Source organism: Candidatus Palauibacter australiensis, assembly GCA_026705295.1.
Taxonomy (GTDB): domain Bacteria; phylum Gemmatimonadota; class Gemmatimonadetes; order Palauibacterales; family Palauibacteraceae; genus Palauibacter; species Palauibacter australiensis.
The window spans coordinates 1-26,481 of the sequence record JAPPBA010000095.1; the positions used below are offsets into that span (position 1 = coordinate 1).

The window sequence follows — 26,481 nt, forward strand, 5'->3', positions numbered from 1 at the left end:
GTCTGGTTCAGGGTGACGCGAAGCCGGTTCTCTTCCTTGGAATTCGACACCGGGAACCCCGGGATCGCAAGGAGGGAATCGGAGGCCTCTACCGCCGGCGAATAGTCGTAGTGAAAGCGGGGCGAGACCTTGTGGCGGATCCGCTCGAACGGGCCGACGCCGGGAAAAAACCCGTAGATATCGGTGGACACCGCGGCTCCGACGCGGAGACGCGCGGGCGCAGCGAGGAACTCTCCGTTCGTGTCGTCCGACTGAAACCGGCTCGCGTCCACGCTCAGCGTGGGACGAAGCGTCGTGCTCCCGATGAGGTCGATCTGGTATTCCGCCTGGGCTCCGTAGTCCAGTTTCGAAACGCTCCCGGACGTCGCGGACGCCGTCGTATCGACGCCGGCCATCGGCTGGAACGGAAGTACGGAGTTGCGGTTGAAGCTCGTGCGCCCGCTGACTCCGAAGGAGCCGATGCGGACGGCGCTGTTCGCGGACGCCACCTCGGTTCTCTTGCCATCGCTCTCCTCCCGCGTCCGGTCCAGGCGCGACGCGGAGAAGGCGCCGTTGACGACGATATTGTTGAACGGCCCGCTACGGTTGCGGGGTGCGCGGAAGAGGGTCAGGGGGGAGAAGGTCATCTGAAGCTTGGGCAGCGTGAGGTCCGTCCGCCCCTTCTGCGCCCCCAGATCCTGGCGCCGGCTTCCGCTCACGTTGACGGACGCGAAGGGGAACCGGTGCTGGATCCCGACATCCGACGCGATTCGTTGCGTCTGCACCGTCGGGTCGAAGGTCTGACGCTCGAAGACGGTGGTGTTCGAGACGAAGTTGGCGTTGACCCGTATGTCCGTGACGGGAGTCAACTCGTGATTGTGCCGCATCTGGAACTGCAGGGTCTTCTCGTTCCCGAAGCTGTAGCTCGCGATGACGTTGCCGCGGAAGAACTTCTTGATCGAGCGGTAGCGGACGGCGCCGTTGAGGCGGGTGAAGCGCCCGCTGAACCAGTCGGCCGTCGCCTGCGCATCCATGAATTCGTTGAACGCAAAGTAATACCCGAAGTCGGTGATGCTCCGCCGGGCGTTGCTGGAGGACGCGACAACATCGTTGAACCCGAAGCGGGGAGGCAGAAAACCGCTTCTCCGCTCCTCCCGAATGTCCTGCGCGAAGAAGGGAAGCCACGCGACGGGCACGTTCTGGATGTAGAGGGTCACGGGCCACGCCACGACGATATCGTTGGAGACGACCTTGATCTGCCCGGCGCGGAAATAGTAGTGCGGTTCGTCGAGGTCGCACGAGGTAAAGTTTCCGGTCTCGACGAAGGCGGTGCCGGAGCCCCGCATGGTCATGAGCCCTCGGATAAACCAGTCGGCGCCCTGCTGGGCGAACGAGGTTCGCGCGTCCACGACGGTGCCCTTGGTTGCGGAGACGTCGTAGTTCAAACACTCGTCGGAGATGACGTTTTCCCCTTCCCCGGTGAGAGAGATGTTGCCGCAGCCCCGCACGAACTGCAGACCCGCCTCGTACGTGATCGTGTCCGCATCGATGGCGGACTGCTCGTACATCACCTGTGCCTCTCGATTGAGCTGCACTCGTTGACGGTCGACATCCAGTTCGACCCCGCGCCCCTGGTAGCGGACGACCTGGTAGCCCGGCTCCCCGAGGAGTTGTCCGAAGATGTCGTCCTGCTGCGGGAAGGGCGGATCCGTCGGTTCGGCGTCGAGGGTGTCCGCGGCGGGCGAGTCCGGGAGCGCGGGGACCGCCGCGGCGGCGCTCGAATCGCCGACCGCTACCGAGTCGCCGACCGCAGCGGCGGAGTCGCCGACCGCGGCCGAGTCGGCCTCCGGGATGTCCAGCGTATCCCGTGACGCCGAGTCCTGCCGCAGGGAATCCCGTCCCGCGACGACGACGCTGTCGGTGTCCGCCCGGGCGGTGAACTGCAGGGGACGGGCACCCGCGGGCGCGGCGCGCGCGGTTTCGGTTGCGCCGAGGCCGCCGAGCAGGGCCGCCAGCGCCAAGAGCCGACGCAGCTTCAGGCGGAGCTTCCTTCCTCGGAGGCCTGCTCCGTCTCCTGTCGACGCCGCCGAAGCACCCGGATCATGATCACCGAGATCTCGTACAGAAACATCATCGGCAGCATCATCGCGAGCATCGTGTAGGGGTCAGCGGGCGTGAGGAACGCCGAGACCACGGCCATCACGACGATCGCGTGACGCCGGTACTTGGCGAGCCCTTCGGGCGTCACGATCCCGAGCAGCGACAGGAAGACAAGCACCACCGGCAGCTCGAAGATGAGCCCGAACGCCAGGATCAACCGAACCGCGAAGGTCAGGTACTCGTTGATCATGATGACCGGGTTGAGCTCATCGAAGGTGAAGAAGGTTAGCAGGATCTCGAGCCCGAGCGGCAGGACGAGGAAGTACGCCATCGAGATGCCGGCGATGAAGAGGATGGTGCCCGAGGCGATCGCCGGGATGGCGAACCTGCGCTCGCTCTCGTACAGAGCCGGCGAGAGGAAGCCCCAGGCTTGCCAGGCGAGATAGGGGAAGGCCGCGATGAGCCCCACGATGAAGCCGAGCTTGAGGATGGTGATGAACGGAGTCGTCACGCTGGAATAGTTAAGGGCCTCGCCCGGGAGGAGATCCGCGATCGGCCGCTGGACGATGCCGAGCACGTCCCACTGCATCACGGCCACGAGCCCGATGATCATGCCGACGAGGAGCGCGAGGAGCGCCCGGATCAGACGAGAGCGAAGCTCATCCAGGTGATCCAGGAAGGGCATCTCCGCCTGATCGGTCGCACCTCGGGTCTGTCTCCGCAGCCTCATCGGCCCTCGTCGCCTCCCGCCGAGAACAGTTCGACCTGCCCGGCCGCGCTGTGCCCGGCGCGTCGTAGCAGTTGTCCCAGTTGTCGCACTTCTTCCATGAACTCCGTGGTGTCCTGGAAGTTCCGATATACGCTGGCGAAGCGCACGTACGCGACCTGGTCGAGGGCGCGGAGCCCCTCCATGACGAGTTCTCCCAGCCGCAGGCTCGCGACATCCCGCTGGTCCGCGGCCGCCAGCCGTTGCTCGATCTCATCCACGAGAGACTCGATCTCGCGGTTCGATACGGGTCGCTTCGTGCAGGCTACGCGGACGGACTCGAGGAGCTTCCCGCGATCATAGGTTTCCGAGCCGCCATCCCTCTTCATGACGAGCAGAGGCTCTTCCTCGACCTGCTCGTAGGTCGTGAAGCGTTCGCCGCAGGAGAGACACTCGCGGCGGCGGCGGATGGCCCGGCCGCCGCGACTCGTGCGGGAGTCGACGACCCGCGCCTCCATGTGGTTACAGCCGGGACACTGCACGGTAGCCTGCGGTCACCGCGGGGTCTGCGGCACTAGCACCCCGTGGCAACGAGCGCTTCACCGCTCTCGGCGCTGACGCGGGGTTTTGCCACGGGCTGCTAACCGCCCAGCCTCTCGCGTTCCCGGCGGGCCTCCGGCGCCTCGGGGCTGTTCGGATAGCCGCTTTCGATCTGGGCGAACAACCGCCTCGCCACCGCCGTGTTGCCGCGCCCCGCCTCGATCATCGCCCGGCGAAAGAGCGCCGCGGGAGCCCGGCTCGAATCCGGATAGAGCTCCGTCAGCCGGCGGTACTCCTCGAGAGCGCCACCGGGATCCTCGGCGTCCTCGTACGTGCGCGCCACCCAGTACTGGGCGTCGGGTGCGAACTCGTGGCCGCCGTAGACGGCGAGGAAGTCGCGGAACGCGTCGCGCGCGGTCTCGATGTTGCCGCGCTGGTACATGCCGAGCGCCAGCGCGTAGAACTGGGACGCCTCGTCGGATCCAGAGCCGGACGCGGAGTCCGATTCCGTTGAGGTCGGACCCGCGGCGGGCGGGCCCGCGTCGGCCGATCCGGGGAAACCCGCCCGAGAGGGGGAGCCCAGGCTGCGCTGATTCTCGTAGATGTCGTTGAGCAACTGGTTGTTCTGCGCGGACATCTCGATGATCTGCTCGAAGAGATCCTCGACCCGATCGATGAGCCGTTCGAGTTCGCCTCGTCCCGTCGTCTCGCGGCGCTGGCTCGAACTCTCGATCGACTCCAGGTCCGCCTGCACCGCCTCGGCCAGCCGCCGCTGACCCTCCGCGAGAACGGCGATATCGTCCCGCAGGGCGTCGCCCATCGTCTCGACATCGCCCCGGGACGCGCAGGCGGCGGCCGCAACGCCCAACAGCACGGCGACCGCCGCATGCTTCATCTAGATGTCTCCGTCCGTGATGACGAATTCGCCGCGACGATTCTGCCGCCACGCCGACTCGTTGCTCCCCCGGGCCAGCGGCATCTCCTCCCCGAACGTCACGACATCGAAGCGGTCGGCGTCCAGCCCCAGGCTGGAGAGGTAGTCGACCGCGGCCTGGGCCCTTCTCAGGCCGAGCGCCTGGTTGTACTCGAGGGAACCCCTCTCGTCGCAATGGCCCTCGACCCGGAGGCGGATGCCGGACCGATCCCCGAGCGCGTCCGCCTTGCGCTGCAGAATCGCGGCGGCGGCGTCCGTGATGGCGGACTCGTTGTAGTCGAAGTGAATCCGCGCAACGATCGCCTCTCCGTCCATCGCGCGCTCGATATTCGCGGGCGCGGACTCCGCGCACGTCGTGCCGGGATAGTCGTTTACGGCCCGCTCGAGCAATTCGCGCGCTCGCGTGAAGTCGCCCTCCTCCATGGCCGTCATCGCCTGGTCGCAGAGACGGGCCGCGGCCGCCTCGCGGTCCGCGCTGTCATCCACGACCGGGGGCGGGGGGGGCGGGGGCGGGGGGGGGACCGGCTCCGGCTCCGGGTTGCCGCTACACGCCGTCGCCAGTAGCGCAACGAGAAGAATGGGAGAGAATCGGTGGCTCAGCCGCATCGAGGTCTCCTTGTTTACCAGTTGCGGGACGAAAATTCGGCGAGGACAGGGTGAACGTCGGCGCTGAAAACGCTGACCCGATCCCGGTTTCAACACGGATTCGTAACCTATCAAAGACCCGTCAAGTCGCAACCCGCGAGACGATTCCGGTCATGAGCCCGGTGGGATGGGAGGCGACCAGTCCGGGAGACCGTCGAGCCGTCCCGATGTCAGGGGCCGGGACTTCCCGGTGAAGACATCGAGGATCCAGACGGTCGAGCCCTGCGAGTCGATCGACGAAAAGACGAGATGACGGCCATCGGGGGCCCAACTGGGATCCTCGCTCTCGCCGCGCCGAGTCAGCATGCGCCGGTCGGTGCCGTCCGGGTTCACCGTGAAGATCTGCCAGCGGCGGTCGCTCAGGGCGGAATATGCGATCCGGTCGCCGGTGGGCGACCAGTCCGGGCCCGCCGCGTTGGTGTCCTCCCGCGGGTGGTAGATGCTGATACGGCGGGCCGGGCCACCCGAAACGGCGCGGACGTACACCTGCTGCTCGTTGGCCGGATCGGCCTCGTACGCGAACGACGTCCCATCCGGCGAAAAGCTGGGATTCAGCGACTGCGCCCGGCCTTCGGTCAGCGGCCCGTCGCCCTCGACCACGACGCGCGTCGTTCCGCCGACGCCTTCCGCGTACGCCAGACGTCCGTCCGGCGTCCAGCTCGGCGTCTGGATGAGTCTCCCGGACTTCACCGTTCGGCGGCTGCCAGTGATGAGATTCAACTCCACGAGCGAGAAGTACCCCGTCTCGTCCTGGATCGTATACGCGATGCGGCTGGCGTCCGGCGAAAAGGCGGGCGAATAGACGTTGCGCCCTCCGGGTTCGATCCGCTGGGGGTTCCGGCCATCGCTGTCGATGAGCAACAGGTAGGACGTCCCGTCCCCATCTCTCCGGCGCAGGGCGATCCGGGTCGCGGCGATGCCGCGCTGGCCTCCCGTCGCCCAGAAGACGATCCGGTCCGAGACCCGGTGGACCGACATTCGGAAATCGGCCGCATCCGTGGAGGGCAGACTGAAGGCCTGGACGTTCTCGAGGTTCCCGTGCACGAGGTCGTGCAGGCTGACCCTGAGGAGCGGGGTCTGCGTCCCCGGCGCGACGGAGATGTCCGCGGTGAGGAGCCACACGGCTCCCAGCTGGTTCCAGAGCGCGTAGTTCGGGGGGCCGCTCAGGGTGAGCGTGTCGGGAACCGCGAGAATCTCGAACCGGTCGGAATAGTCGAGGTCCGTGCGGAGGATCTCGCCGACCGCCTGGCCCAGCTCCTCGAATCCGGCGCTCGCGGAGACGGGCGCGACGACCATGCCCGGCACGTAGCGGGCCTCGTAGGTGAGGCCCAGGCGGACCGCGCCGCCCTCCTGGCCGCTCAGCGGCGATGACGTCGCCGACGCGGCCAGCGCCAGCCCCGCAACCGTGACGCGGCGTCCCCGCCCCGCGGCCCGGCGTCCCCGGAATACTCCCGATCTGTCCATTCAGCGTGCGCTCGGGTCGAAGAAGAACGAGACGGCGAGCGCGTCGGCCGGGAAGTCGTCGGGAAGCGGGCCGAAGGCCCGGTCGCGGCCCGCCGATTCCACGGCTCCCATCGCTTGGACATCGAAGACCAGGCTCCCGGATCTGGCCACCCACTCGAAGCCCGTCACCCGTCCGTCCCGGTGGATGATGAAGTAGATCTCGGCCCGAAGCTCGCGCGCCCCGACGGGGGGCCGCCAGCGGCGCTGGATCTGGCGGATGATGTTCTCCTCGTACTCGGGCCAGGCCGAGATCTCGCCGGCGATCCGGATCGTGCGCACCTCCTCGCCGACTTCCTCGGTCCGCGCGGGTTCCGGTTCCGCCTCGCGCTCGATCTGAACCTCGGCCTCCACGGTGGGCGTCTCCACCTGCGGCACCGGGTCGGGCGTCGGCTCGGGCGGAGGCGGCCGGTTCTCCTCTTCCGCGACCTCGGGCGGCGAGGGATCGACGCGGATCGGCGCATCGTCCGGGGCGAACGCGACGAGGTTCACCCGGTACGTCGTGGGCAGTTCAGCCGGGCGGATCACGGCGTCGCCGAACACCGCGAGGACCAGGAGGCCTCCGTGGACGCCCAGCGAGCCGTACACGGCCCGCCTGGGAGGACGCCCGTGGCGCTGCGGCCCTCCGCGCCGCCATGCGCGCCAGCGTCCCCGACCGCCCCCGGCTTCCGCCCCTCCGTACAGCCTCATGGACGGCGACGCCTCGGGTCCGGATCGGTGACGATGTTCAGCACGCCGCCGGCGTCCTGAATCGGACCCATGACCCGCGTCGCCTCCCGCAGGGCGAGGTCGCCATCCGCCTTCAGGTACACCTGGTCCGACTCGAAGCGGTCGAGGGCCAGCCCGAGCGAAGCGTCGAACTCCTCGAACGTCACCGGCACGTCATCGAGGTAGATCTGCCCATCGGCGTCGATCGAGACCACGAGCGCATCGGCGGCGCTGAGAGGCGCGGAGACGCCCTCCGGCAGATCAATCTCGATGCCGCCCTGGAGAATGGGCGCCGTGATCATGAAGATGATGAGGAGGGTGAACGCGACATCGACGAGGCTCGTGACGTTGATCTCCGCCACGACGCCGATCCCGTCGGCCTGCTGTGTAAAGCGCCTTTTCATCCCGCGTTCCTCATCTTCCGGCCGCCGGAGTCCCGGCTCACAGGCGCCCCTCGCGCGCGAGCGTCCCCACGAATTCGCTCGCGAATCCTTCCAGTTCTCCCACGAAGAGACGCAGGCGGGAGGCATAGTGGTTGTACGCGATGACGGCGGGAATCGCGACCGCAAGCCCCGCGACCGTGGTCGTGAGCGCTTCCGCGATACCCGGCGCGACCGCCGCGATGTTGGCGGACCCCTGCGATGTGATCCCGATGAACGAGTTCATCACGCCCACGACGGTCCCCATGAGGCCGAGGAGAGGACTCACGGAGCCGATGATCGCGAGCCAGGGCAGCCCGTGCGCGAGTTCATCCTTCTCCTCCGAGAGACTCTTCTCGAGCACCAGCCACAGCGCTTCGAGCTGCGTGGGGCTCAACCCGTCTCCCACGTGCGTGGCGTCGAGCGCGCCCGGGCGCAGCTCGGAGAAGAAGGCGATCCCCTCCCGAAACACCCGTCTGAAGGCGGAATCGTCGAGTTCCGCGAGCGCGTCGTTGAGGTCCACGAGGCCGTTGGCCCCGGCCATCGCGAACACGAAGTCATCCGCCCGCGCGTTCACGGCGCGCAACTCGCGGAACTTCCAAATGATGAGAACCCATGACACGAGCGAGAAGGCGGCGAGCACGGTGAGGATGATCTTCGTGGGCAGAGTCGCGCCCAGGATCATGTCGATGGGGGAATCGATCACGCGGGCGGAAAGATCCTGCACGACCCCCAAGCCCCCTCCGACCCCGATCCCGGCGCCTGCAATCACGTGCGCCTCCCCTGCAGCCTGTCCGAACTCATCCGCCCCCTCCCCACGTCCCCGGCCGGCGGGCCCCGGCGGCCTGCCAACCATGGTTCCATCCGACGAAGACACTCCCGGCCGTCGGATCGTTCGGCGAGCCACCGGATGGCGCGTGTCGGCCCGTGCAGCACCTTGTTGAGCGCGGCTTGACTCGCCAGCCGCCGGGCTTCGTCTTCGTCGTCGGGAACCGGGGTGTGGTTTGCGAGAGCATCGACGACCAGCTGGCGAGCGGTGTGCCTCAGCGCCCGAACGGCCGGATCGGCGCGACGACTGCGACGCCAGACCCGGTACCTCGCGACGTGCCGCTCGATGATCGCCTCCGCGCGCGCGCGCTCGTGCTCGCGCGCCGCCCGGGCTCGATCCACGACTTGCCGCAGATCGTCGATGTTGTGCAGGAACACATGGGAGATCTCGGCCACACGCGGATCGACGTTGCGGGGCACGGCGATGTCGAGAATCACGAGCGGCGCCGCCCCGGTTCGGGGGCCGCCGACGTGCGCCGCCCGAAGGAAGGCCGCCTCCGACTCCGTGCAGGCGATGACGAGATCCACCCGATCCAGCGCATCGAGCGCGGCGCTCCTTCGCATCGGGAGCGCCTCAAGGGGCCGGCTCACGCGCTCGGCGCGGTCCGGGTTGCGGCTCGCGAGGAACACGCGCCCTGCCCCTTCCCGCTTCAGGCACTGCACCGTGAGTCTTCCCATCTCGCCGGTCCCGAGTACGAGCACGCAACGGTCGTCGAGCGAGCCGAAGACCTTCCGGGCGAGACCGACCGCCGCGCCGGGGATCGAAGTTACGCCGCTCGCGATCGACGTGTCGGCCCGCACGCGCCCGCCGACCTGGAGGGCCGACTGGAACAGGCGATGCAGTACCGGCCCCACAGTGGGACGTCCATCCCGATAGGCTCCCCGGACCTGGCCCTGAATCTGCGGTTCGCCGACGATGAGCGACTCCAGGCCGCTGGTGACACGGAACAGGTGGCGGACGGCGCCCGTTCCCCTGAGCGTGGCCAGGTACGAGTCTCCGGCGGTCCCCAGGCCCGAGACCGCGCACAGCGCGTCGCGCGCCAGGCGGTCGAGCGCCTCCGCGTCGCTCCCCGCCAGGTAGCATTCCGTCCGGTTGCAGGTGGAGAGCACGACGCACTCGGAAACCGCCGATCTGGCCGTCAGATTGTCGACCCACTCCGCCCGTCGGTGATCTCCCAGCGCGAAGCGTTCCCGGATGTCGATGGGAGCCGTCCGGTGGCTGAGTCCGACGGCGACGAGCGCGTCGGCGGGAGCATGCGGCATCCTCTCCGGCAGGGGGGACTCCATGCCGTGGCGAGATCCGGCGATCGCGACGCCGGCCGCCTCAGAAGGGGAGATCGTCCTCACCCGCGACGGACCGGTTGGAGAACTCCGAGAAATCCGAACGCTCCTGCCGGGGTTCCGTCGTCGAATAGCTCTCTCCACCGCCGCCGCTGCTCCCGAGCATGATCATCTCAAGCGCCCGTATCTCCGTCGTATACCGCGTCTGGCCGTCCTGCCCCTCCCACTGCCGGTACTCGATCCGGCCTTCCACGTAGACGCGGTCGCCCTTGCGCAGGTATCGCTCGCAAATCTCGGCGAGGCGGTCCCAGCAGACCACTCGATGCCACTCCGTCTTTTCCTGTTGGTCACCGGCACGAGTCGTCCACCGGCGGCTGGTCGCGACGGAAAGCGTCGCCACCCGCGTACCCGTGTTCGTCGACCGCACTTCCGGGTCCGCGCCCAGGTTTCCGATGAGTGTCGCCTTGTTCAGACTGCGCGCCATTCCCGCCTCCCCGATGATCGACTCGAAGGTCCATGGTGGTGGTGATGATGAAGAGGATCAAGGTAACAGAAAACGATCAACGGACCAGCAACCGCCGCATGACGAGAGCGTCTTCCTTCGGGCCCGCATAATACCCGCGACGCCGGCCGACGATCTCGAATCCACGGCTTCGGTAGAGCTCCTGTGCGCTTCGGTTCCCTTCCCGCACCTCCAGGAAGATCCGGATGACACCCCGGATCCGCGCTTCCTTGAAGACCGCGTCCACCAGTTCGCCGCCGATCCCGCGCCGGCGGTCGTTCGGGGCCACGGCGAGGTCCCCCAGTTCCGCCTCGCGCCCGACGAACCACACGGCAGCGTACCCCGCCACGCGCCGCTCTTCGTACACGGCGGAGAGGAGCACCGCGTCGGGGCGCCTTAGCAGGTTCCTGAACGTCCGCTCCGACCAGGGAGTGGCGAAACAAGCCTCCTCGATCGCCGTGACCTGCCCGAGATCCGACTCGACCAGCGGCCGGATCCTGAGCGTCGGCTTACCCGGATCCGCCACGGCGCCCGCCCTGGCGTTCGGCCCCGGAACTCCGCACGTACCGGGGTTCCCACGCGTCGATGTCCACGACGCGGCCGGCCGGAAGCCTCTCCGCCAGCCACAGGAGCGCGCCGGCGCGCGGTACGCCGAGAAACGGCGGGAGCACCCTTCCGCCGCGAGCCTCGATCGTGGCCCGGTGCCGGATCGCGCCTTCCCCCGCAAAGGACCAGGACCCGCAGTCCTCCAGCCCCGCGACCCACCGGTCGATGTCGCACGCCGCCGGCCCGCGGACGGGAGCCTCCAGCGGTCCCCGGTCGAAGGCGGCTCCGTACACTTCGCCCCGCCGGGCGTCGAACAGCGCGCAGACGCGTTCACGCCCCGCGGAGGCGGCGACGGCGCGAAGACTAGAATACGCAAAAAGCGGCACACCCCTCGCGTGGCACCAGCCTTTTGCCAGCGAAGCCGCGATCCGCACGCCGGTGAAGGAGCCGGGCCCCGCTCCCACGATCACACGCTGAACGTCGTCAACGCCGATCCGGGCGCGCGCGAGCATGCGCTCCACCTCGTCGAGCACGGTCTCCGAGTGCGTCGCGCGGACGGCCAGCGCACACTCGGAAATCAGGGTGTCTCCGCGGCCCACCGCGATGCCGCCGAGTCCCGTACTCGTCTCCAGCGCCAGGCTCAGCACGCGGACGACTCCGCCCCTCCGGCGTACGGGCCCGGATCCGGAATCGGCGGGACGCGGCCCAGCCGGCGCGCGGTCACTCGTCGCAACGCACCCATGGCGCACCCGGCGGCCCCGTCAGCCGTCTCGGCCCCGCGGATGAACTCGAGCCGAACTTCCCAGCGGTCCATCGGGAGCTCCTCTCCGGCCCGCTCCGCCCACTCGACGAAGACCGCCCCCGCGTGGGCTTCGAGTTCCTCCCACCCGAGGGCGAGGAGTTCGGACGGATCGCGGAGACGGTACAGGTCGGCGTGCCCGACCGGACCCCGGTCGCCGGCATACCAGTGGACGAGCGTGTAGGTCGGGCTCGTCACCGCTTCGTCCACGCCCGCTCCGGCGCACGCCGCCTGCGTGAACCGCGTCTTTCCTGCGCCGAGCGGTCCGGTGAGCGCGACGAAGACCTCCTCGCGATCCGCGGTCGCGCCGACCTCCCGCCCCCACCGCTCGAGCCCCGCCTCGTCCAGCACGGTGCTGCTCATGCCGGATCCCCGGCGGAGATCGGCAACCCCGGCGGTCGCGTTTCCTTCCCGTCGCCGATCCGCGCACGGATCTCGAACAGTTCGTCCCGCAGCCGGGCCGCCGTCTCGAAGTCGAGCGCGGCCGCCGCGGCGCGCATGTCCTTCTCGATCGCCTCGGCCAGGGCCTCCGGCGACAGTTCCTCGTAAGGGCCTTCCCGCTCGTGCACGGCCGGCTGCGCCTCCCGCGCATCGGCCACGGCGGTCGAGAACCGGATCTCCCTCACCGACTTCACGATCGACCGCGGCTCGATCCCGTGCTCCCGGTTGTATTCGGCCTGCACCTCCCGTCGCCGCGCCGTCTCATCCATCGCGCGCCGCATCGAATCCGTCACCTTGTCCGCGTACAGAATCGCCTTCCCGGCGAGGTTCCGGGCCGCGCGCCCGATCGTCTGCACGAGCGACCGGTCCGAACGGAGGAAGCCCTCCTTGTCCGCGTCGAGGATTGCGACCAGAGACACCTCCGGCAGGTCGAGGCCCTCGCGCAGCAGATTGATCCCGACGAGGACGTCGAACGTCCCCAGCCGCAGGTCGCGGAGGATCTTCACGCGGTCGATCGCCGCGATGTCCGAGTGCATGTAGCGCACCCTCACACCCCGCACCGCGAGGAACTCGGACAGATCTTCCGCCATCCGCTTCGTGAGCGTCGTCACGAGCACGCGCTCGCGCCGTTCCGTCCGCCCGCGAATCTCGCCGAGCAGGTCGTCTACCTGCCCGCGCACCGGCCGTACCTCCACTTCCGGATCCAGCAATCCGGTCGGCCGAATCAACTGTTCGACGACCACGCCCTCGCTCTTCCGCAACTCGTACTCGCCCGGCGTCGCGCTCACGAAGATGGCGCGCGGCACGAGATCTTCCCATTCCCGGAACGACAGCGGCCGGTTGTCCAGCGCGGACGGGAGCCGGAAACCGAACTCGACCAGCGTCGTCTTTCGACTGCGGTCCCCCTCGTACATGCCACCGATCTGCGGGATCGACACATGGGACTCATCGACGACCACGACATAGTCATCCGGAAAATAGTCCAGGAGACAGTAGGGACGGCTGCCGGGCGCCCGTCCGTCCAGGTGTCGGCTGTAGTTCTCGATCCCCGGACAGAACCCCACTTCGGTCAGCATCTCGAGATCGAACCGCGTGCGCTGTTCGAGGCGCTGTGCTTCGAGGAGCCGGCCTTCCTGCCTCAGGTGCATCAGCCGTTCTTCCAGCTCCACGTAGATCGCGTGTCGGGCCTCCTCCAGCCGGTGGCCGAGCGTTGCGTAGTGCGTGGCGGGAAAGATCGATGTCTCGGGCAGGCGGGTGATGGTCACGCCGGTCATCGGATCGATTTTCGAGATGCGTTCGATCGCGTCGCCCCACATCTCGACCCGGACCCCCTGCTCCTCGTACGCGGGCAGGATCTCGATCACATCGCCCCGCACCCGGAACGTGCCGCGCACGAAATCGAGGTCGTTCCGCGAGTACTGGATCTGCACGAGTCCGGAGAGGATCTCCCGGCGGGATATCTCCTGCCCTTCGCGCAGCGTGAGCATGAGTTCCCGGTAGCCGACCGGATCGCCGAGCCCGTAGATCGCGGACACGGAGGCGACGACGATCACGTCTCGCCGTTCCATGAGGGCGGAGGTGGCGCGAAGCCGCAGTCGGTCTATGTCCTCATTGATCGACGCATCTTTCTCTATGAAAGTATCCGTGGCGGGGACATAGGCCTCGGGCTGGTAGTAGTCGTAGTAGGAAATGAAATACTCGACGGCATTGCGGGGAAAGAACTGCCGCAGTTCTCCGTACAACTGGGCGGCGAGCGTCTTGTTGTGGCTCATGACCAGCGTCGGCCGATTGACTTCCGCGATCATCGCCGCCAGCGTCACGGTCTTCCCGCTGCCGGTAACGCCGAGCAGTGTCTGCCACTTGTCGCCGCGGCGGACGCCCTCGGCCAACTCGCGGATCGCGGTGGGCTGGTCGCCCATGGGCTCGAATGGAAGCTGGAGGTCGAAGCGGGGCATGGTCTCGAATCGGCGGGTCACTCGATGGTGAGGCCGCTCTCCCCGAAGGACTCCTTCCGCTCGACGGAGATCACGCCCTTCACGCCCTGAACCTGTCGCATGACCTTCTGCAGATGCGTCAGGTTCTCGACTTCCACGACGAACTGCCCGCGCATCCCTCCCTCGACCCCCTTGATGTCGGCCGACTGAATGTTCGTGCCCGTGTCGCTGACCGCGCGGGCGATATCCGCGAACAGACCGTGGCGATCCGTCCCCTCCATGACGATGCGGACGAGGAAGCGGCGTTCGCCGTGCGCCTGCCACTCGATTTCCACCCGGCGCTCGGGAGCGTTGGACAGATTCAGGACGTTCGGACAGTCCTGCCTGTGGATGGAAACTCCGCGGCCGCGTGTGATATAGCCGATGACCCTGTCCCCGGGTACCGGCTGACAGCACTGGGAGTACCGGACCATCAGGTTCTCCATCCCCTGGATCCGAATCCCCTGGCCGCCGCCGCCCCAGACCTTGTCCACGAGCTTGTGAAGCGGACTCGGACTCTTCTGGGGCACTTCGGGGATGACCTCCGGGAGGATGGCACGAATCACGCGCGTGAGCCCCACATCCCCGCGGCCCGTGGCCGCATGGAGCGCATCGGGCCCATCGTACCCCAAGGTCTCGCATGCAGATCTGAGGGCCGCCTCATCCACCTTCCCGCGTCGGCGGCGTCTCCACTCCCGCTGAATGATGTCCTTCCCCAGTTGGACGGCGGACTCCTGTTCCTCATCGCGGATCCATTGCCGGATCTCGTGACGGGCCTTGCTGCTCCTTACGAAGCCCAGCCAATCCCGGCTCGGCGTCTGCGAATCGGAGGTGAGGATGTGCACGGTGTCCCCGTTCCGAAGCGGACGGCTGAGCGGGGCGATCCGTTCGTTCACCTTCGCGCCCTGGCAGCGAAGCCCGACCTCGGTGTGAACCGCGAAGGCGAAGTCGATGGGCGTGGCCCCCTTCGGGAGCTGCTTGACGTCTCCCGCCGGGGTGAAGACGAAGATCTCATCCTGGAAAAGATCGATGCGGAGGAACTCCATGAACTCCTCCGGCTCGCGCGTCTCCTGCTGCCACTCGAGTACCTGCCGGAACCACGCGAGTTCGTCGTCGACCTCATCTCCGGACCGGCCCTCCTTGTAGCGCCAGTGCGCCGCGATCCCGTACTCCGCGGTGCGGTGCATTTCGTGCGTGCGGATCTGGATCTCGTACAGCGCCCCGCCAGGGCCGAAGATCGTCGTGTGCAGGCTCTGGTACATGTTCGACTTCGGCGTGGCGATGAAGTCGTGGAAGCGCTCCGTCAGCGGCGTCCACTTGTTGTGCACGATGCCGAGCGCGTGGTAGCAGTCGCGCACCGAATCCACGATGAGCCGCATCGCCAGCGTGTCGTAGACCTCTTCGTACGGCTTGTCGCGCTTGATCATCTTGCCGTAGATCGACCAGAGGTGCTTTGGACGCCCCGTGACTTCGCACACGACCCCGGCGCCGTCCAGTTCGGCCCGGAGCGGTTCCTCCATGCGTCGGATGAGTCCCTCGCGTTCACGCCGCGTGGCGTTGACCTCCTTCACGAGCTTCCTGTACCCCTCGGGCTCCAGAAACTTGAAGGCGAGATCTTCGAGTTCCCATTTCAGGCGCGCGACCCCGAGACGGTGTGCGAGCGGCGCGTAGATCTCCCGGGTCTCAAGCGCAATCCGCTGCCGCGCGCCCGCCGGCATATGCTCCAACGTCCGCATGTTGTGGAGACGGTCCGCGAGCTTGACCATGATCACGCGCGCGTCGCGGGCCATGGAGAGGAGGAGCTTGCGGTAGGTCTCGACCTGGCGCTCCGCCATGGAGCCGAACGCGAACAGCGAGATCTTCGTGAGGCCGTCCACGATGAGGGCGATTTCCTCCCCGAACTCCGTCCGGATCTCATCCACGGTCGTGTCCGTGTCCTCCACCACATCATGGAGGAGCGACGCGGCGATGCTCACCGTGTCGAGGCGGATCTCGATGAGGATCTTGGCAACCTCCACGCAGTGGCGGATGTAGTCCTCGCCCGAGCGACGCTTCTGACCCTCGTGTTTTTCCAGGCTGTACTGGAAGGCAAGGGCGAGCAGGTCGAGGTCGAGGCGGGCCTCGTAGCCCTCGATCGCCTTGATGAAGTCCCTGGGCAGCAGCGAACTCGGGCCCGCTCCCGGCGCGGCCCGGTCGACTTCCCGCTTGAGGCTGCTCTCCACGCTTCGCGCTCCGTCCCTGAGACGTCACCGCCCGGGTGTGGCGCCACACCGCACCCGCAGCCGCCATCAAACGGCCTGGGCAACCCGTAAAGGTAGCAGTAGCGCGCGAGTTCGGCGCGGGCCGGGCCGGGAACCCGGTGTGGGGCGTGGCGGGATATCTCAGCAGACGCCGCGTTCGCGAAGGCTCACGTAGGCCCGGTCGCCGAGGATGATGTGGTCGCGGACGGGGATGCCAAGCAGCCGGCCGCTCTCGACGAGTTGGCAGGTCACGGCGATGTCTTCGGGCGACGGCTCGGGTTCGCCGCTCGGGTGGTTGTGGGCGAGGATGACCGAGGCCGAGGCCGTGGCGATCGCCGGTGCGAACACTTCCCGCGGGTGGACGAGCGAGCTGTTCAGGAGCCCCACCGTGAGTCGCCGCTCGAGCAGCACCTGGCTCTGCGTATCCAGGTAGATGACCCAGAATTCTTCCTGGCGGCGATCCCGCAACAGGGGGCCGAGGCGTCCGAACACGTCCGCCGGGCTGCGGATGCGGGCGCTGGCTCGGGCGGGTTCGGCGGCTTGCCGCCGCCCGAGCGCGAGCGCCGCGGTCACGGCGGCCGAGCGGGCGGGGCCGACCCCCCCGGTCCGCTCCAGTTCGGCTGGCTCCGCGCGCCCCATCTCCCGCAGCGAGCCGCCGAAGTCCGCCAGCAGACGCCCGGCGACGTCCACCGCGGAACGCCCCGTCGCGCCCGCGCCGAGCACGACCGCGAGCAGTTCCGTCGTCGAGAGCGCGTCGGGGCTGAAGCGGCGGAGCCGCTCCCGCGGACGTTCGCTCGCCGGGAGTTCGAGGATCTTCGGAGCCATGCGTCATGTATCCCCGCGGCCATGAATTCCGTCTCAACTCGGGGGTAGCGGAGGGTAAATCGTCCCCGGCGCCGGTGGCACACTCCGATCGGATCGCCCATGTTGCGGGCACCGTGGCGGCCGAGGACGAACAGCCGAGCCGGGGCGGGAATCGCGCCTTCGAACGCGCGAACTCCCGAGTCCCTGTCTCCATCCCGTCAGGAGGACCACATGCATTCACGATGGCGCAGCTTCGCCGCCGCCACGACGTTCATCTTCGCCGCCGCCCTCACCTCGTGCGGCCCGTCCCCCGCCATCCGAACCATCCCGCTCGAAGCTCCGCTCCTGCTGCGGATGGCGCCGCCCGAGGGTCAGGTTTCCCGCTACGCTTACTCCATGGAAACGAGCGTGGAGAGTCCCATGATGCCTTCGACCGGGGATCCGCTCATAACCATGGCCTGGCAACAGATTCAGACGGTCCTGAGTGTGGACGATGAGGTCATTCGAGTGCGCGGGGCGGTCGATTCGGCCAGCACCACGTTCGGGATGCCGATGCCGGGGATGGACGACATGCTGCCCGACCTCTCCGGGCTGTCCTTCACCGTCGACATGGACCCGCGCGGCAGTGTCCTGCAAGTCGTGGAGAGCGAGGGCGTACCGGAAGATGCCGGGGTGAGCGTCGAGAGCATGCTGCAGGGAGCCGGCCATTCCGTGCTGCCTGAAGGGGAGGTCAGCCCCGGGGATGCCTGGATGGTCGAGACGCCGATCGAGATGCCCATGGGGACCGGCGGAACGATGTCGCTGGACATGGAATTCACCTACACGTTCGTGGGTCTCGCCGACGGACTCGCCACACTTTCGTTCGAGGGGCCGATGGACATGGACATGGATGTCCAGGGCATGGCGATGAACGGCTCGGGGACCCTGTCCGGAACGATGGTCGTCGACCTGGTCGAGGGCCGGTATGTCAGCCAGACGAGCCGGCAGGACATGGAAATGAGCGTGGCCGGGATGTCGACGACGGTGAATACGACGACGACACTCGAACTGATGCCGGATCGCTGACGCGAACCGGCTCCCGAAGTCCTGAGACCCTCAGTGGAGGACCCATGAAACCAGTTCTGCGCGGTGTCGGCAGCGCCGCCCTGATCGCCGTCGCGTTCGCTCTCCCCGTGAGCGGGCAGACGCTCCTTCGACTCGCCCCGCCCGATGGTCAGGAGAGTCGGTATGTCTTCTCCATGGAAATGACCATGGAGAACCCCATGATGCCTCCCGGACCCGCCATTACTCTCCACGCCCGTCTGACGCAGACGGTCCTGAGCGCGACGGAGGAGGGCATCCGGGCCGGCGCCGTGATCGACTCGTCCTCGATGACCTCGGTTATCCCGGGGGTCAATCCGGTGGACCTCTCCGGGAGCGCCTTTACAATCGAAATGGATCCGCGCGGACGGCTGCTGAACGTCGTCGCCGACGAAACCACGGACTCCGAGGCCCGGGAGGCCGGGGAGCCGCTGTTCGAGGACACGGACTTCTTCTGGCTACCCGAGGCCGAGGTCGCCGCGGGGGATGCCTGGACGGAGACCGTACCGGTCTCCATGGCGGTGGGCGGACCCGCGCAAACCACGGACGTGGAAATCACGTACACGCTCTCGAGCCTGGAGGACGGTCAGGCGACGATCACGTTCTCCGGCCCCGTGGAGTCCAGTATCGACATGGGCGGGATGCCGGGGAGCATCAGCGGAGAACTGAGCGGGTCGATGATCGTGGACCTGGGCAAGGGCCGGTACGTCCTTCAGGAGAGCCTGACGAAGCTCGAGATGGCGGTCGGTGGGATGGCCATCCCCATGGAAATGACGACGACGCTCGAACTGGTCACGGATTCGGGTTAGCAGGCTTCATCGGCAGGACAATGCGGGACGCGTGGATCGCGTTGCGGTGCACCGTCCACTCCGGGACGCTCCCGTCTCGCGGATAGCGGAGGAAGGTGTCCGCGTCCGCGCCGGCGAGGCCGATCCGGATGCGGTGGCCCGCCCGGAACAGCACCGATGTCGCCCACAGGTCGAAGCTCAGTTCCGCGACCTCCCCCGGGACGAGCGGGAGGGCGTCGGCGCGCGATTCGCTGCGGTGCGGCCCGTACTTGCGGTACAGCGGCGGAGCGTCCGTGACCGCGCGCATGACGCCGCGGAGCTGCCCCTCGGTGATGTACCGCACGGTGCCATCCGGAGCGACGTCTTCCAGGTAGACGATGAAGGCGCCGTCCGTCTCCGTGGACGCCAGGTGCAGCGTGACGACGGGGTGGCCGGTGACTTCGGTATCGGCCGGTAGCGGCGCGCTGGTATAGGTCAGGAGCTTCTTATCCTCCGCGCGGCGGTCGCCGTACACGACATCGCCGCCCCCGCCGTTCGTGTACCAGCGGTTCCGGGTCCCCGTCGTGGCGCTGAAATCGACGGTGTAGGAGTCCTCCCCAGCTTCCGAGGCCGGAGCTTCCATCGACAGCGCGCCTCCCTCGCCGAAGTACCACGTCACGTCGTCGAAGCCCTCCGGCGGCCACACCTCCGTCCGCGTCCAGCGATCGGCGCCAAGCGTGTAGTAGTGGATCTCGGTTGGCGTCTCCCCGGACCCGTCTTCCTTCAGGTGCGCGTCGAAGAACGCGACGAGTTCCTCGAACCGGGCGTCGGCGTCAGGTGCGACGGGCGTGTCGTCCGCCTTGAAGGGGTCCGTGTCGTTGCGCGCCCCGTGGTCCCACGGGCCGACGAACACCTGCTGTGGGTTCGAGATCGTGTTGTAGCGGCCGAGCGTTCCGTTCACGGTCCCGGCGTCCTGCCAGCCGACGCGGATGAACATGGCCGCGCCGGACGCCTCGATCTGCGGGAGGTGGCCGGACGGGCTGCGACGGTGCCCGACGTTCGTCTCGCCGTAGGGGCCGAACGGGTCGTCTCGGAATTCGTACTCCAGCGCCGCCTCGAAGGGCACGGTATTGGCCTGGTGCTCCGCAACCGCGCCGGCGAGCAGCGATCCATCGACGTCGGCATCGACCGGTTTCACGCCGGTGACCCGACTCTGCACCTCGTCGCACGCGGCCCCCATCGCGTCGGAAAGGCCGCAGATGTCGTTCAGGTCCTGCATTCGCGTGCGGTTCGACCAGTCCTCGAGGAAGCCGACCGTGAGCACGCCGCCGGGGAAGATGAGGTGGCCGAAGTTGTCGAAGTCGTTGAAAAGGGGCGCGACCGCCTTCACGGCGGGGTTCCGGTTGACCGCGAGCATCTCGGCCGTGTTCCCGGCGTAGGAGACGCCGTAGGCGCCCACGCGCCCGTTCGACCAGGGCTGGTCCGCGATCCAGTCCGCGACCTCCCCGTAATCCGTGACCTCGTCTTCGGCGAGCTCGAAGCGGCGGATCCCGAACGAGGCCCCGCTTCCCCGCCCGTCCACGAGGACGAGCGCGTACCCGGCCCGGTTCCAGCGCTCCGCCTCGGCGAAGTTAGACGTCTCCTCGAGGGGGACGCCGACTTCGCCCCGGGCGCGCCAGTAGCGGGTCGCCCGCATCATGGCCGGGAGCCGATCCCCGGGCTGGATGCCGTCGGGCAGCCACACGTCGACGGCGATACGGACGCCATCGCGCATGGGGACGTGAAGCGCCTGGTTGCGCGTGAGCGCACTCACGGGGGCGTCTTCCGCGCTGTCGGCGGGGGTCGAAGCGCCGTCCCCGCAGGCGAGCCCGGCCAGCGCCGCCAGCCCCGCGGCCAGGGACGCCGGCCGTCCCCGGCTCACCAGGCGATCGCGTGCCCGTCGCGGCGCGGATCCGATCCGCCGGCGAGCGCGCCCGTCTCCGCATCCCGGTACACGCCCTGTACGCCGCCGAGGTTTCCGGGCTGGACGAGATGGTGCCCCCGGTCCGCCAGCTCTCCGTATACGTCGGGCGGAAAGCCCGCCTCCAGGTAGGTGACGGAGTCCTCCGGAATCGGCGTGAGCCCGCCGCCCCGGTTGAGGCACATGCGGGGCGATGCGATCGCGAGTTGCATGTCCATCCCGCCGGCCGTCAGCTTCGTGATCACCTGCCCCACCGTCTGCGGGATCGTGTAGCCGCCGGCGGCGCCGACGGCGGCGACGAGGTTCCCGTCCTTCATGACGACGCACGGCGTCATCACGCCCTTCGCCTTCTGGCCTCCCGCGATGTAGTTGGCGTGCCCTTCCTCGAGGGAGAAGCCGAACATGTGACCGTTGTTGAGGAAGATCCCGGTGTCGCCCGCGATCACGCCGCTCCCGTAGAGGGCGACGAGAGACTGCGTGAAGGCGACGGCGTTCCCCCAGCGGTCGGCGGAAGAGAGGCTCGTCGTCCCGAAGAACGGGAGCGGGGCGCCCGAGAAAGAGGCGATGCGGGCGGGATCGATCGTTGCCCGCTGTTCGTCCGCATATTCCTTCGAGATGATCATGTCGACCGGGATTTCCGCGTCTTCGTTCCCCGTGTTGTACCGTTCGTCGTCGATGAGGGCGAGCCGGTTCGCCTCGAGCCACAGGTGGGCGAACTCGGAGCTGTAGAGGTCCATGTTCGCGAGGTCGAAGCCGTCCATGATGTTGAGCGCCTGGAACATCGTCATCCCGCACGACCCCGGCGGCATGGCGTACAGGTCGTGCCCCTGGAAGGTCGTCGTGATGGGTTCCCTCCACGCGACCTCGTAGCCCTCGAGGTCGGCCTTCGTCATGTGGCCGCCGTTCTCGGCGAGGAAGGCGACGATGCGGTCTCCGATCTCTCCCTTGTAGAAGTCGTCGGCCCCTTCGCGCGCGAGTCGGCGCATGCTCGCCGCGAGTTCCGGCTGCCGGATGATCTCGCCCATCCGCGGCGGACGGCCGTTCGGGAACATGATACGGGTGCTCGAAGGGAATCTCCCGAGTTTGTCCGCGCTCCCATCGGTGTGGAGTGCATCGAACTTCGAGATGACGAAGCCGTCCTCGGCGAGCTGGATGGCGGGCTCGAACACGTCGCCGAGGCTCATCGTTCCATAGCGCTCCAGCACCGCGGCCCAGCCCTTGAAGGCGCCGGGTACGATGGGGGCGCGGTAGCCCATCTCGACATCGTCCGGCGTGATCGTGCTCGCCGAGGAGGCCGCGGGCGCCCGGCCGAGCGCGTCCAATCCGACGACCCGGTTCTCTTCCGCCAGGTAGATGAGCATGAAGCCGCCGAACCCGCCGAGCCCGGACATGTAGGGCTCGGAGACGTTGAGCGTGGCGGAGGCGGCCACGATGGCGTCGATCGCGTTTCCGCCCTGCATCATGATCGTCGTGCCGGCGAGCGAGGCGTAGTAGTCGGCGGCGGCCGTCACGCCGCGGCGGCCCCACACGGTCCCGTGCGCGGGGCCGAGCAGGCCGGGGACGTTCGAGTCGCCGGCGGGGCCCCATTGTCCGATCCCGTCAGGGGGCGCGGCGGCTGTCTCGGGGGCGCGGCAGGCGATCAGGCCGGATCCGGCGGCGGCCGCGGCGGAGGTGGCGAGGAAGTCTCGGCGCTTCATGGCTCGACTCCTGGGCAGAGGGATTCGCGGACCCTGATCCTAGACCGCGAGTTGTCCCCCGCTCAAGACCCCGGCCGCCGCGTTCATCAGCGGCCGGGGTGCGAGCCGGACTTTCCTTGCCGCCCCTGCGGCGTGACCGTCACCAGGCGATGGCGTGACCGTCCCGGCGCGGGTCGGATCCGCCGGCCAGGGCGCCGGTCTCGGCGTCACGGTACACGCCCTGCACACCGCCGGGGTTCCCGGGCTCGGCCAGGTAGTGGCCGCGATCCTCAAGTTCGTCGTACACCTCGGGCGGGAACCCCGCCTCCAGGTACGTGACCGAATCCTCCGGGATCGGTGTGCGGCCCCCGCCCCGGTTGAGGCACATGCGCGGAGAGGCGATCGCGAGCTGTATGTCCATTCCACCCGCCGTCAGCTTCGTGATCACCTGACCCACGGTCTGCGGGATGGTGTATCCGCCCGCGGCGCCCACGGCGGCGACGAGATCGCCGTCCTTCAGGACGACGCACGGCGTCATCACGCCCTTCGCCTTCTGGCCGCCTTCCAGATGGTTCACGTGCCCTTCCTCGAGCACGAAGCCGAAGGTGTGGCCGTTGTTGAGGAATATCCCCGTGTCGCCCGCGATCACGCCGCTCCCGTATCCGCTCACGAGAGACTGCGTGAAGGCGACCGCGTTCCCCCAGCGGTCCGCCGAGGAGAGGCTCGTCGTCCCGAAGAACGGGAGCGGGGCGCCCGAGAAGGAAGCGATGCGCGCGGGGTCGATCTTCGCCCGCTGCTCGTCCGCGTATTCCTTCGAGATGATCATGTCGACGGGGATATCCACGTCTTCCTTTCCCGTGTTGTAGCGGTCGTCGTCGATGAGGGCGAGCCGGTATGCTTCGAGCCACAGGTGCGCGAACTCGGAACCGTACAGGTCCATGTTCGCGAGATCGAAGCCATCCATGATGTTGAGCGCCTGGAACATCGACATCCCGCACGACCCCGGCGGCATCGCGTACAGATCGTGTCCCTGGAAGGTCGTCGTGATCGGCTCCTTCCACGTGACGTCGTACGACTCCAGATCGCCCATCGTCATGTGACCGCCGTTCTCGGCGAGGAAGGAGACGACGCGCTCCCCGATCTCTCCCTTGTAGAAGTCGTCCGCCCCTTCCCGGGCGAGGCGTCGCATGCTGGCGGCGAGATCCGGCTGCCTGATGATCTCGCCCATGCGCGGCGGACGGCCGTTCGGGAACATGACGCGGGTCGTCGAGGGGAACCGGCCCAGCTTCTCGGCCGCGGCGCCGCCCGTGTGGATCTCGTCGAAGCGCGACACGACGAAGCCGTCCTCGGCGAGCCGGATGGCAGGCTCGAAGACGTCGCCCAGGCTCATCGTCCCGTAGCGCTCCAGGACGGCAGCCCAGCCCTTGAAGGCGCCGGGCACGATGGGCGCCTTGTAGCCCGCCTCGAAATCGTCGAGCGTCATCGTCTCGGGCGATGAGGCGGCCGGCGACTTGCCGAGCGCGTCGAGGCCGACCACGCGGTTCTCCTCGGCCAGGTAGATGAGCATGAAGCCGCCGAAGCCCCCGATCCCGGACATGTAGGGCTCGGAGACGTTCAGCATGGCGGAGGCGGCCACGATCGCGTCCACCGCGTTCCCGCCCTGCATCATGATCGTGGTACCGGCGAGCGAGGCGTAGTAGTCGGCGGCGGCCGTCACGCCCCGTGCTCCCCACACGGCCCGGTGCGCGGGTCCGAGCAGGCCGGGGACGTTCGAGTCGCCGGCCGGGCCCCATTGTCCGCTCCCGGCGGTGGCGGCGCCCGCAGTTTCGGGAGGCCGACATCCGATGAGGCTGGATCCGGCGGCGGCGGCGGCGGAGGTGGCGAGGAAATCTCGGCGCTTCATGGGACGGCTCCTGGGCAGGGGGATCGCAGATCTTGATCCTAGGCTGCGGGTCACTCGCCGCTCAAGACCCGGCATACGACGAGAGGAACGCCGCAATAGCCGCGGGACTCGCGCCTATAGGCTATCGTAGACGGCAGCCTCCTCTCGGAGAAAAGGTCATCACGCGTGCCCGATCCAGTCACAGTTGCCCACCGCCGCCCCGACAGCACAGTCATCGCCGCCCTTCGCGGCCTTCAGGGACGCGCCACCCTGGGCGATGTCGTCTCCGCCACCGGATTGCCGGACCACGAGGCCGAGGCCGCCCTCAGGTCCCTCTTGGAGACGCGCCGCGGCCACCTCGAGGTCTCCGATTCGGGCGACCTCCTGTACCGGTTCGATCCCGGGCTCATCGAGCGCGACGCGGAACCGTTCCGGGCGCGCTTCCGCCGAGTCGCCTGGTCGGCCTTCAAGGTCGCCTTCAAGATCTGGACGGCGGTCATGCTGGTCGCCTACTTCGTCGTCTTCGTCCTGCTCCTGATCGCGCTGCTGACCGCCAACCGCGACGGCCGCGGCTCCGGCGGGCGCAGGGGCTTCGGCCTGGGGGATTTCTTCATCCTCCACTGGCTCCTCGGGGGACGCGGGTGGGACCGGAGGGGCCTCTACTACGGCGACCGCCACGCCAGGCGGCTCCCGAAGGACGCCCGTCCGCCCTTCTACAAGAAGGTCTTCGCCTTCATCTTCGGCCCCGAGGAGCCCAGGCCGACACAGCTCCAGAAGGATCGCACGGTGGTCCAGCTGATCCAGGCGCGGAAGGGCGTCCTGACGTCGTCGGAGCTGATCGAGCACACCGGCCTGCCGATCGACGACGCCGTCGAAGAGATGGGACGCCTCACCGGCGCCTACCGTGGCGACCCGCGGGTGTCGGAGGCGGGCGAGGTCGTGTATGCCTTCCCCGAACTGATGAGGAGCGCGCACGGGAAGGTCCGGGCGCGCGAGCCGAAGCCGGCATGGATGCGGCTGGAGTTCCCGAAGAAGCTGACGGGCAACAGCGGCGGGGCCAACGTCGGCATCGGCGCAATGAACGGCTTCAACCTGGCGATGGCGAGCGTGCTCGGGCTCCCCTCTTCGTTCGATCCGGTCATGTTCTACGGACTCGGCGTCGTGCCGTTCACCTTCAGCAGCCTCTTCTTCGCGATCCCCATCGTCCGCTCGCTGGCACTTAGAGGAGAGAACCGCGCGCGCATGCGACGCAACGTGCGGCGCCTGCTCGTGGGCCTTGTCTACGCCCGCAGCGTCGGGACCGTCCGGTGGGTCGCGGCTGGCGACGCGATCCGCCACGTGACGCGCGCGCTCGAGGACCGGCAGGTGCCGCCGAAGCTGATCCTGGCGGAGCTGGAGCGCCTGGCGGCCGAGTTCGACGCGGAAGTGGAGGCGGAGGGCGAAGGGTTCACGTATCGTTTCCCCGCGATACGTGCGACCTTCGTCGAGGCGGAGTTCATGCGGCGCCGGCTGAAGCTCCAGGACCAGCGTCTCGGCCCGATCGTCTACGCAACCTCCGACACCGCCGCAGAGGCCTCGCGACGAGACATGGCCGCCTTCGACCGCGAACTCGAAGGCGCCCAACTCGACCTCTCCGGCTACCTCCCTTCCCCCACCCGGGTGGGCTTCGAGGAGGATTTCGAGGTGGTCATGGACCCGGACCCCGTGAGGACGTAGAGGACTACCAGGCGATGGCGTGACCGTCTCGTCGCGGGTCCGACCCGCCGGCGAGGGCGCCCGTCTCGGCGTCCCGGTGCACGCCCTGCACGCCGCCCAGATTGCCGGGTTCCGCCAGGTAGTGGCCACGCTCCACCAGTTCCTCGTAGACACCGGGCGGGAACCCCGCCTCGAGGTAGGTCACGGAGTCCTCCGGAATCGGCGTCCGGCCCCCGCCCCGGTTCACGCACATGCGCGGCGAAGCGATCGCGAGCTGCATGTCCATGCCCGCCACCGCGAGCTTCGTGATGACCTGGCCCACCGTCTGCGGGATCGTGTAGCCGCCCTGCGCACCGACCGCCGCGAAGAGGTCCCCGTCCCGCATCATGATGCACGGCGTCATCACGCCCTTCGCCCGCTTCCCGCCCTCGAGGTGGTTCACGTGTCCCTCCTCGAGCACGAAGCCGAACATGTGG

Annotated in this window: 24 protein-coding genes; 3 read left to right on the top strand and 21 right to left on the bottom strand. The window is 68.1% G+C overall.

Going from position 1 to position 26,481, the window contains the following annotated elements; all coding sequences use genetic code 11:
- The 17 genes from OXN85_07160 to radC all read right to left on the bottom strand — a co-directional run.
- The coding region (locus tag OXN85_07160; protein ID MCY3599733.1) for a putative LPS assembly protein LptD at positions 1–2,000 on the bottom strand (2,000 nt) is incomplete at its 3' end.
- Between the two features lie 14 nt (positions 2,001–2,014).
- The gene (tatC, locus tag OXN85_07165) at positions 2,015–2,809 is read right to left on the bottom strand and encodes a twin-arginine translocase subunit TatC (GenBank protein ID MCY3599734.1); all 795 of its coding nucleotides are present in this window, start codon (positions 2,807–2,809) and stop codon (positions 2,015–2,017) included.
- Positions 2,806–3,327: a transcriptional regulator NrdR gene (nrdR, locus tag OXN85_07170; protein MCY3599735.1), complete on the bottom strand. Its 522-nt coding sequence runs from the start codon at positions 3,325–3,327 to the stop codon at positions 2,806–2,808. Before nrdR ends, tatC begins: the two co-directional genes overlap by 4 nt.
- A gap of 98 nt (positions 3,328–3,425) precedes the next feature.
- Entirely contained in the window at positions 3,426–4,220 is a 795-nt protein-coding gene (locus tag OXN85_07175) for a tetratricopeptide repeat protein (GenBank protein ID MCY3599736.1), read from the bottom strand.
- The gene (locus tag OXN85_07180; protein ID MCY3599737.1) at positions 4,221–4,865 is read right to left on the bottom strand and encodes an OmpA family protein; all 645 of its coding nucleotides are present in this window, start codon (positions 4,863–4,865) and stop codon (positions 4,221–4,223) included. It abuts the gene before it with no gap.
- Positions 4,866–5,015: 150 nt separating this feature from the next.
- Positions 5,016–6,368 carry a hypothetical protein gene (locus OXN85_07185; GenBank protein ID MCY3599738.1) on the bottom strand — a complete coding sequence of 451 codons (1,353 nt, stop codon included), beginning with the start codon at positions 6,366–6,368 and terminating at the stop codon, positions 5,016–5,018.
- Positions 6,369–7,094 (bottom strand): TonB C-terminal domain-containing protein, encoded by a 726-nt coding sequence (locus OXN85_07190; GenBank protein ID MCY3599739.1) that lies wholly within the window; start codon positions 7,092–7,094, stop codon positions 6,369–6,371.
- Positions 7,091–7,516, bottom strand: a complete 426-nt coding sequence (locus OXN85_07195) for a biopolymer transporter ExbD (GenBank protein MCY3599740.1) — start codon at positions 7,514–7,516, stop codon at positions 7,091–7,093. Before OXN85_07195 ends, OXN85_07190 begins: the two co-directional genes overlap by 4 nt.
- Positions 7,517–7,553: 37 nt before the next feature.
- Positions 7,554–8,303: a MotA/TolQ/ExbB proton channel family protein gene (locus OXN85_07200; protein ID MCY3599741.1), complete on the bottom strand. Its 750-nt coding sequence runs from the start codon at positions 8,301–8,303 to the stop codon at positions 7,554–7,556.
- Positions 8,300–9,622, bottom strand: coding sequence for a glutamyl-tRNA reductase (gene hemA / locus OXN85_07205; protein MCY3599742.1), 1,323 nt, complete (start codon positions 9,620–9,622; stop codon positions 8,300–8,302). Before hemA ends, OXN85_07200 begins: the two co-directional genes overlap by 4 nt.
- 61 nt (positions 9,623–9,683) lie before the next feature.
- A complete protein-coding gene (ssb, locus tag OXN85_07210; protein MCY3599743.1) occupies positions 9,684–10,124 on the bottom strand; it encodes a single-stranded DNA-binding protein in 441 nt (146 codons plus the stop codon).
- Positions 10,125–10,200: 76 nt separating this feature from the next.
- On the bottom strand, positions 10,201–10,668 hold the full coding sequence (gene rimI, locus OXN85_07215) for a ribosomal protein S18-alanine N-acetyltransferase (protein ID MCY3599744.1): 468 nt from the start codon (positions 10,666–10,668) through the stop codon (positions 10,201–10,203).
- Complete coding sequence (gene tsaB / locus OXN85_07220) at positions 10,652–11,335, bottom strand: tRNA (adenosine(37)-N6)-threonylcarbamoyltransferase complex dimerization subunit type 1 TsaB (GenBank protein MCY3599745.1); 684 nt, start codon at positions 11,333–11,335, stop codon at positions 10,652–10,654. The genes rimI and tsaB overlap by 17 nt, the downstream gene beginning before the upstream one ends.
- On the bottom strand, positions 11,329–11,850 hold the full coding sequence (tsaE, locus tag OXN85_07225) for a tRNA (adenosine(37)-N6)-threonylcarbamoyltransferase complex ATPase subunit type 1 TsaE (GenBank protein MCY3599746.1): 522 nt from the start codon (positions 11,848–11,850) through the stop codon (positions 11,329–11,331). The genes tsaB and tsaE overlap by 7 nt, the downstream gene beginning before the upstream one ends.
- Positions 11,847–13,883, bottom strand: a complete 2,037-nt coding sequence (uvrB, locus tag OXN85_07230) for an excinuclease ABC subunit UvrB (GenBank protein ID MCY3599747.1) — start codon at positions 13,881–13,883, stop codon at positions 11,847–11,849. The genes tsaE and uvrB overlap by 4 nt, the downstream gene beginning before the upstream one ends.
- A 17-nt stretch (positions 13,884–13,900) precedes the next feature.
- A complete protein-coding gene (locus OXN85_07235; GenBank protein ID MCY3599748.1) occupies positions 13,901–16,123 on the bottom strand; it encodes a bifunctional (p)ppGpp synthetase/guanosine-3',5'-bis(diphosphate) 3'-pyrophosphohydrolase in 2,223 nt (740 codons plus the stop codon).
- A 159-nt stretch (positions 16,124–16,282) separates the two neighbouring features.
- Positions 16,283–16,966, bottom strand: coding sequence for a DNA repair protein RadC (gene radC, locus OXN85_07240; protein ID MCY3599749.1), 684 nt, complete (start codon positions 16,964–16,966; stop codon positions 16,283–16,285).
- A 210-nt stretch (positions 16,967–17,176) separates the two neighbouring features.
- On the opposite strand from radC, the gene OXN85_07245 reads away from it, so the two are divergent.
- Together OXN85_07245 and OXN85_07250 are read left to right on the top strand one after the other, a co-directional pair.
- Positions 17,177–18,010, top strand: coding sequence for a DUF6263 family protein (locus OXN85_07245; protein MCY3599750.1), 834 nt, complete (start codon positions 17,177–17,179; stop codon positions 18,008–18,010).
- A gap of 44 nt (positions 18,011–18,054) precedes the next feature.
- Entirely contained in the window at positions 18,055–18,834 is a 780-nt protein-coding gene (locus OXN85_07250; GenBank protein MCY3599751.1) for a DUF6263 family protein, read from the top strand.
- Here OXN85_07250 and OXN85_07255 read toward each other — a convergent pair.
- The 3 genes from OXN85_07255 to ggt (OXN85_07265) form a co-directional block, all read right to left on the bottom strand.
- The gene (locus OXN85_07255; GenBank protein ID MCY3599752.1) at positions 18,818–20,713 is read right to left on the bottom strand and encodes a CocE/NonD family hydrolase; all 1,896 of its coding nucleotides are present in this window, start codon (positions 20,711–20,713) and stop codon (positions 18,818–18,820) included. The genes OXN85_07250 and OXN85_07255 overlap by 17 nt on opposite strands.
- Positions 20,710–22,449 carry a gamma-glutamyltransferase gene (gene ggt / locus OXN85_07260; protein ID MCY3599753.1) on the bottom strand — a complete coding sequence of 580 codons (1,740 nt, stop codon included), beginning with the start codon at positions 22,447–22,449 and terminating at the stop codon, positions 20,710–20,712. The genes OXN85_07255 and ggt (OXN85_07260) overlap by 4 nt, the downstream gene beginning before the upstream one ends.
- Before the next feature lie 139 nt (positions 22,450–22,588).
- Positions 22,589–24,331 carry a gamma-glutamyltransferase gene (gene ggt / locus OXN85_07265; protein MCY3599754.1) on the bottom strand — a complete coding sequence of 581 codons (1,743 nt, stop codon included), beginning with the start codon at positions 24,329–24,331 and terminating at the stop codon, positions 22,589–22,591.
- Between the two features lie 165 nt (positions 24,332–24,496).
- On the opposite strand from ggt (OXN85_07265), the gene OXN85_07270 reads away from it, so the two are divergent.
- On the top strand, positions 24,497–26,026 hold the full coding sequence (locus OXN85_07270) for a hypothetical protein (protein MCY3599755.1): 1,530 nt from the start codon (positions 24,497–24,499) through the stop codon (positions 26,024–26,026).
- 4 nt (positions 26,027–26,030) lie between these two features.
- Here the strand turns inward: OXN85_07270 and OXN85_07275 are convergent.
- Positions 26,031–26,481: gamma-glutamyltransferase (locus tag OXN85_07275; GenBank protein ID MCY3599756.1), on the bottom strand; the 451-nt coding region annotated here is incomplete at its 5' end.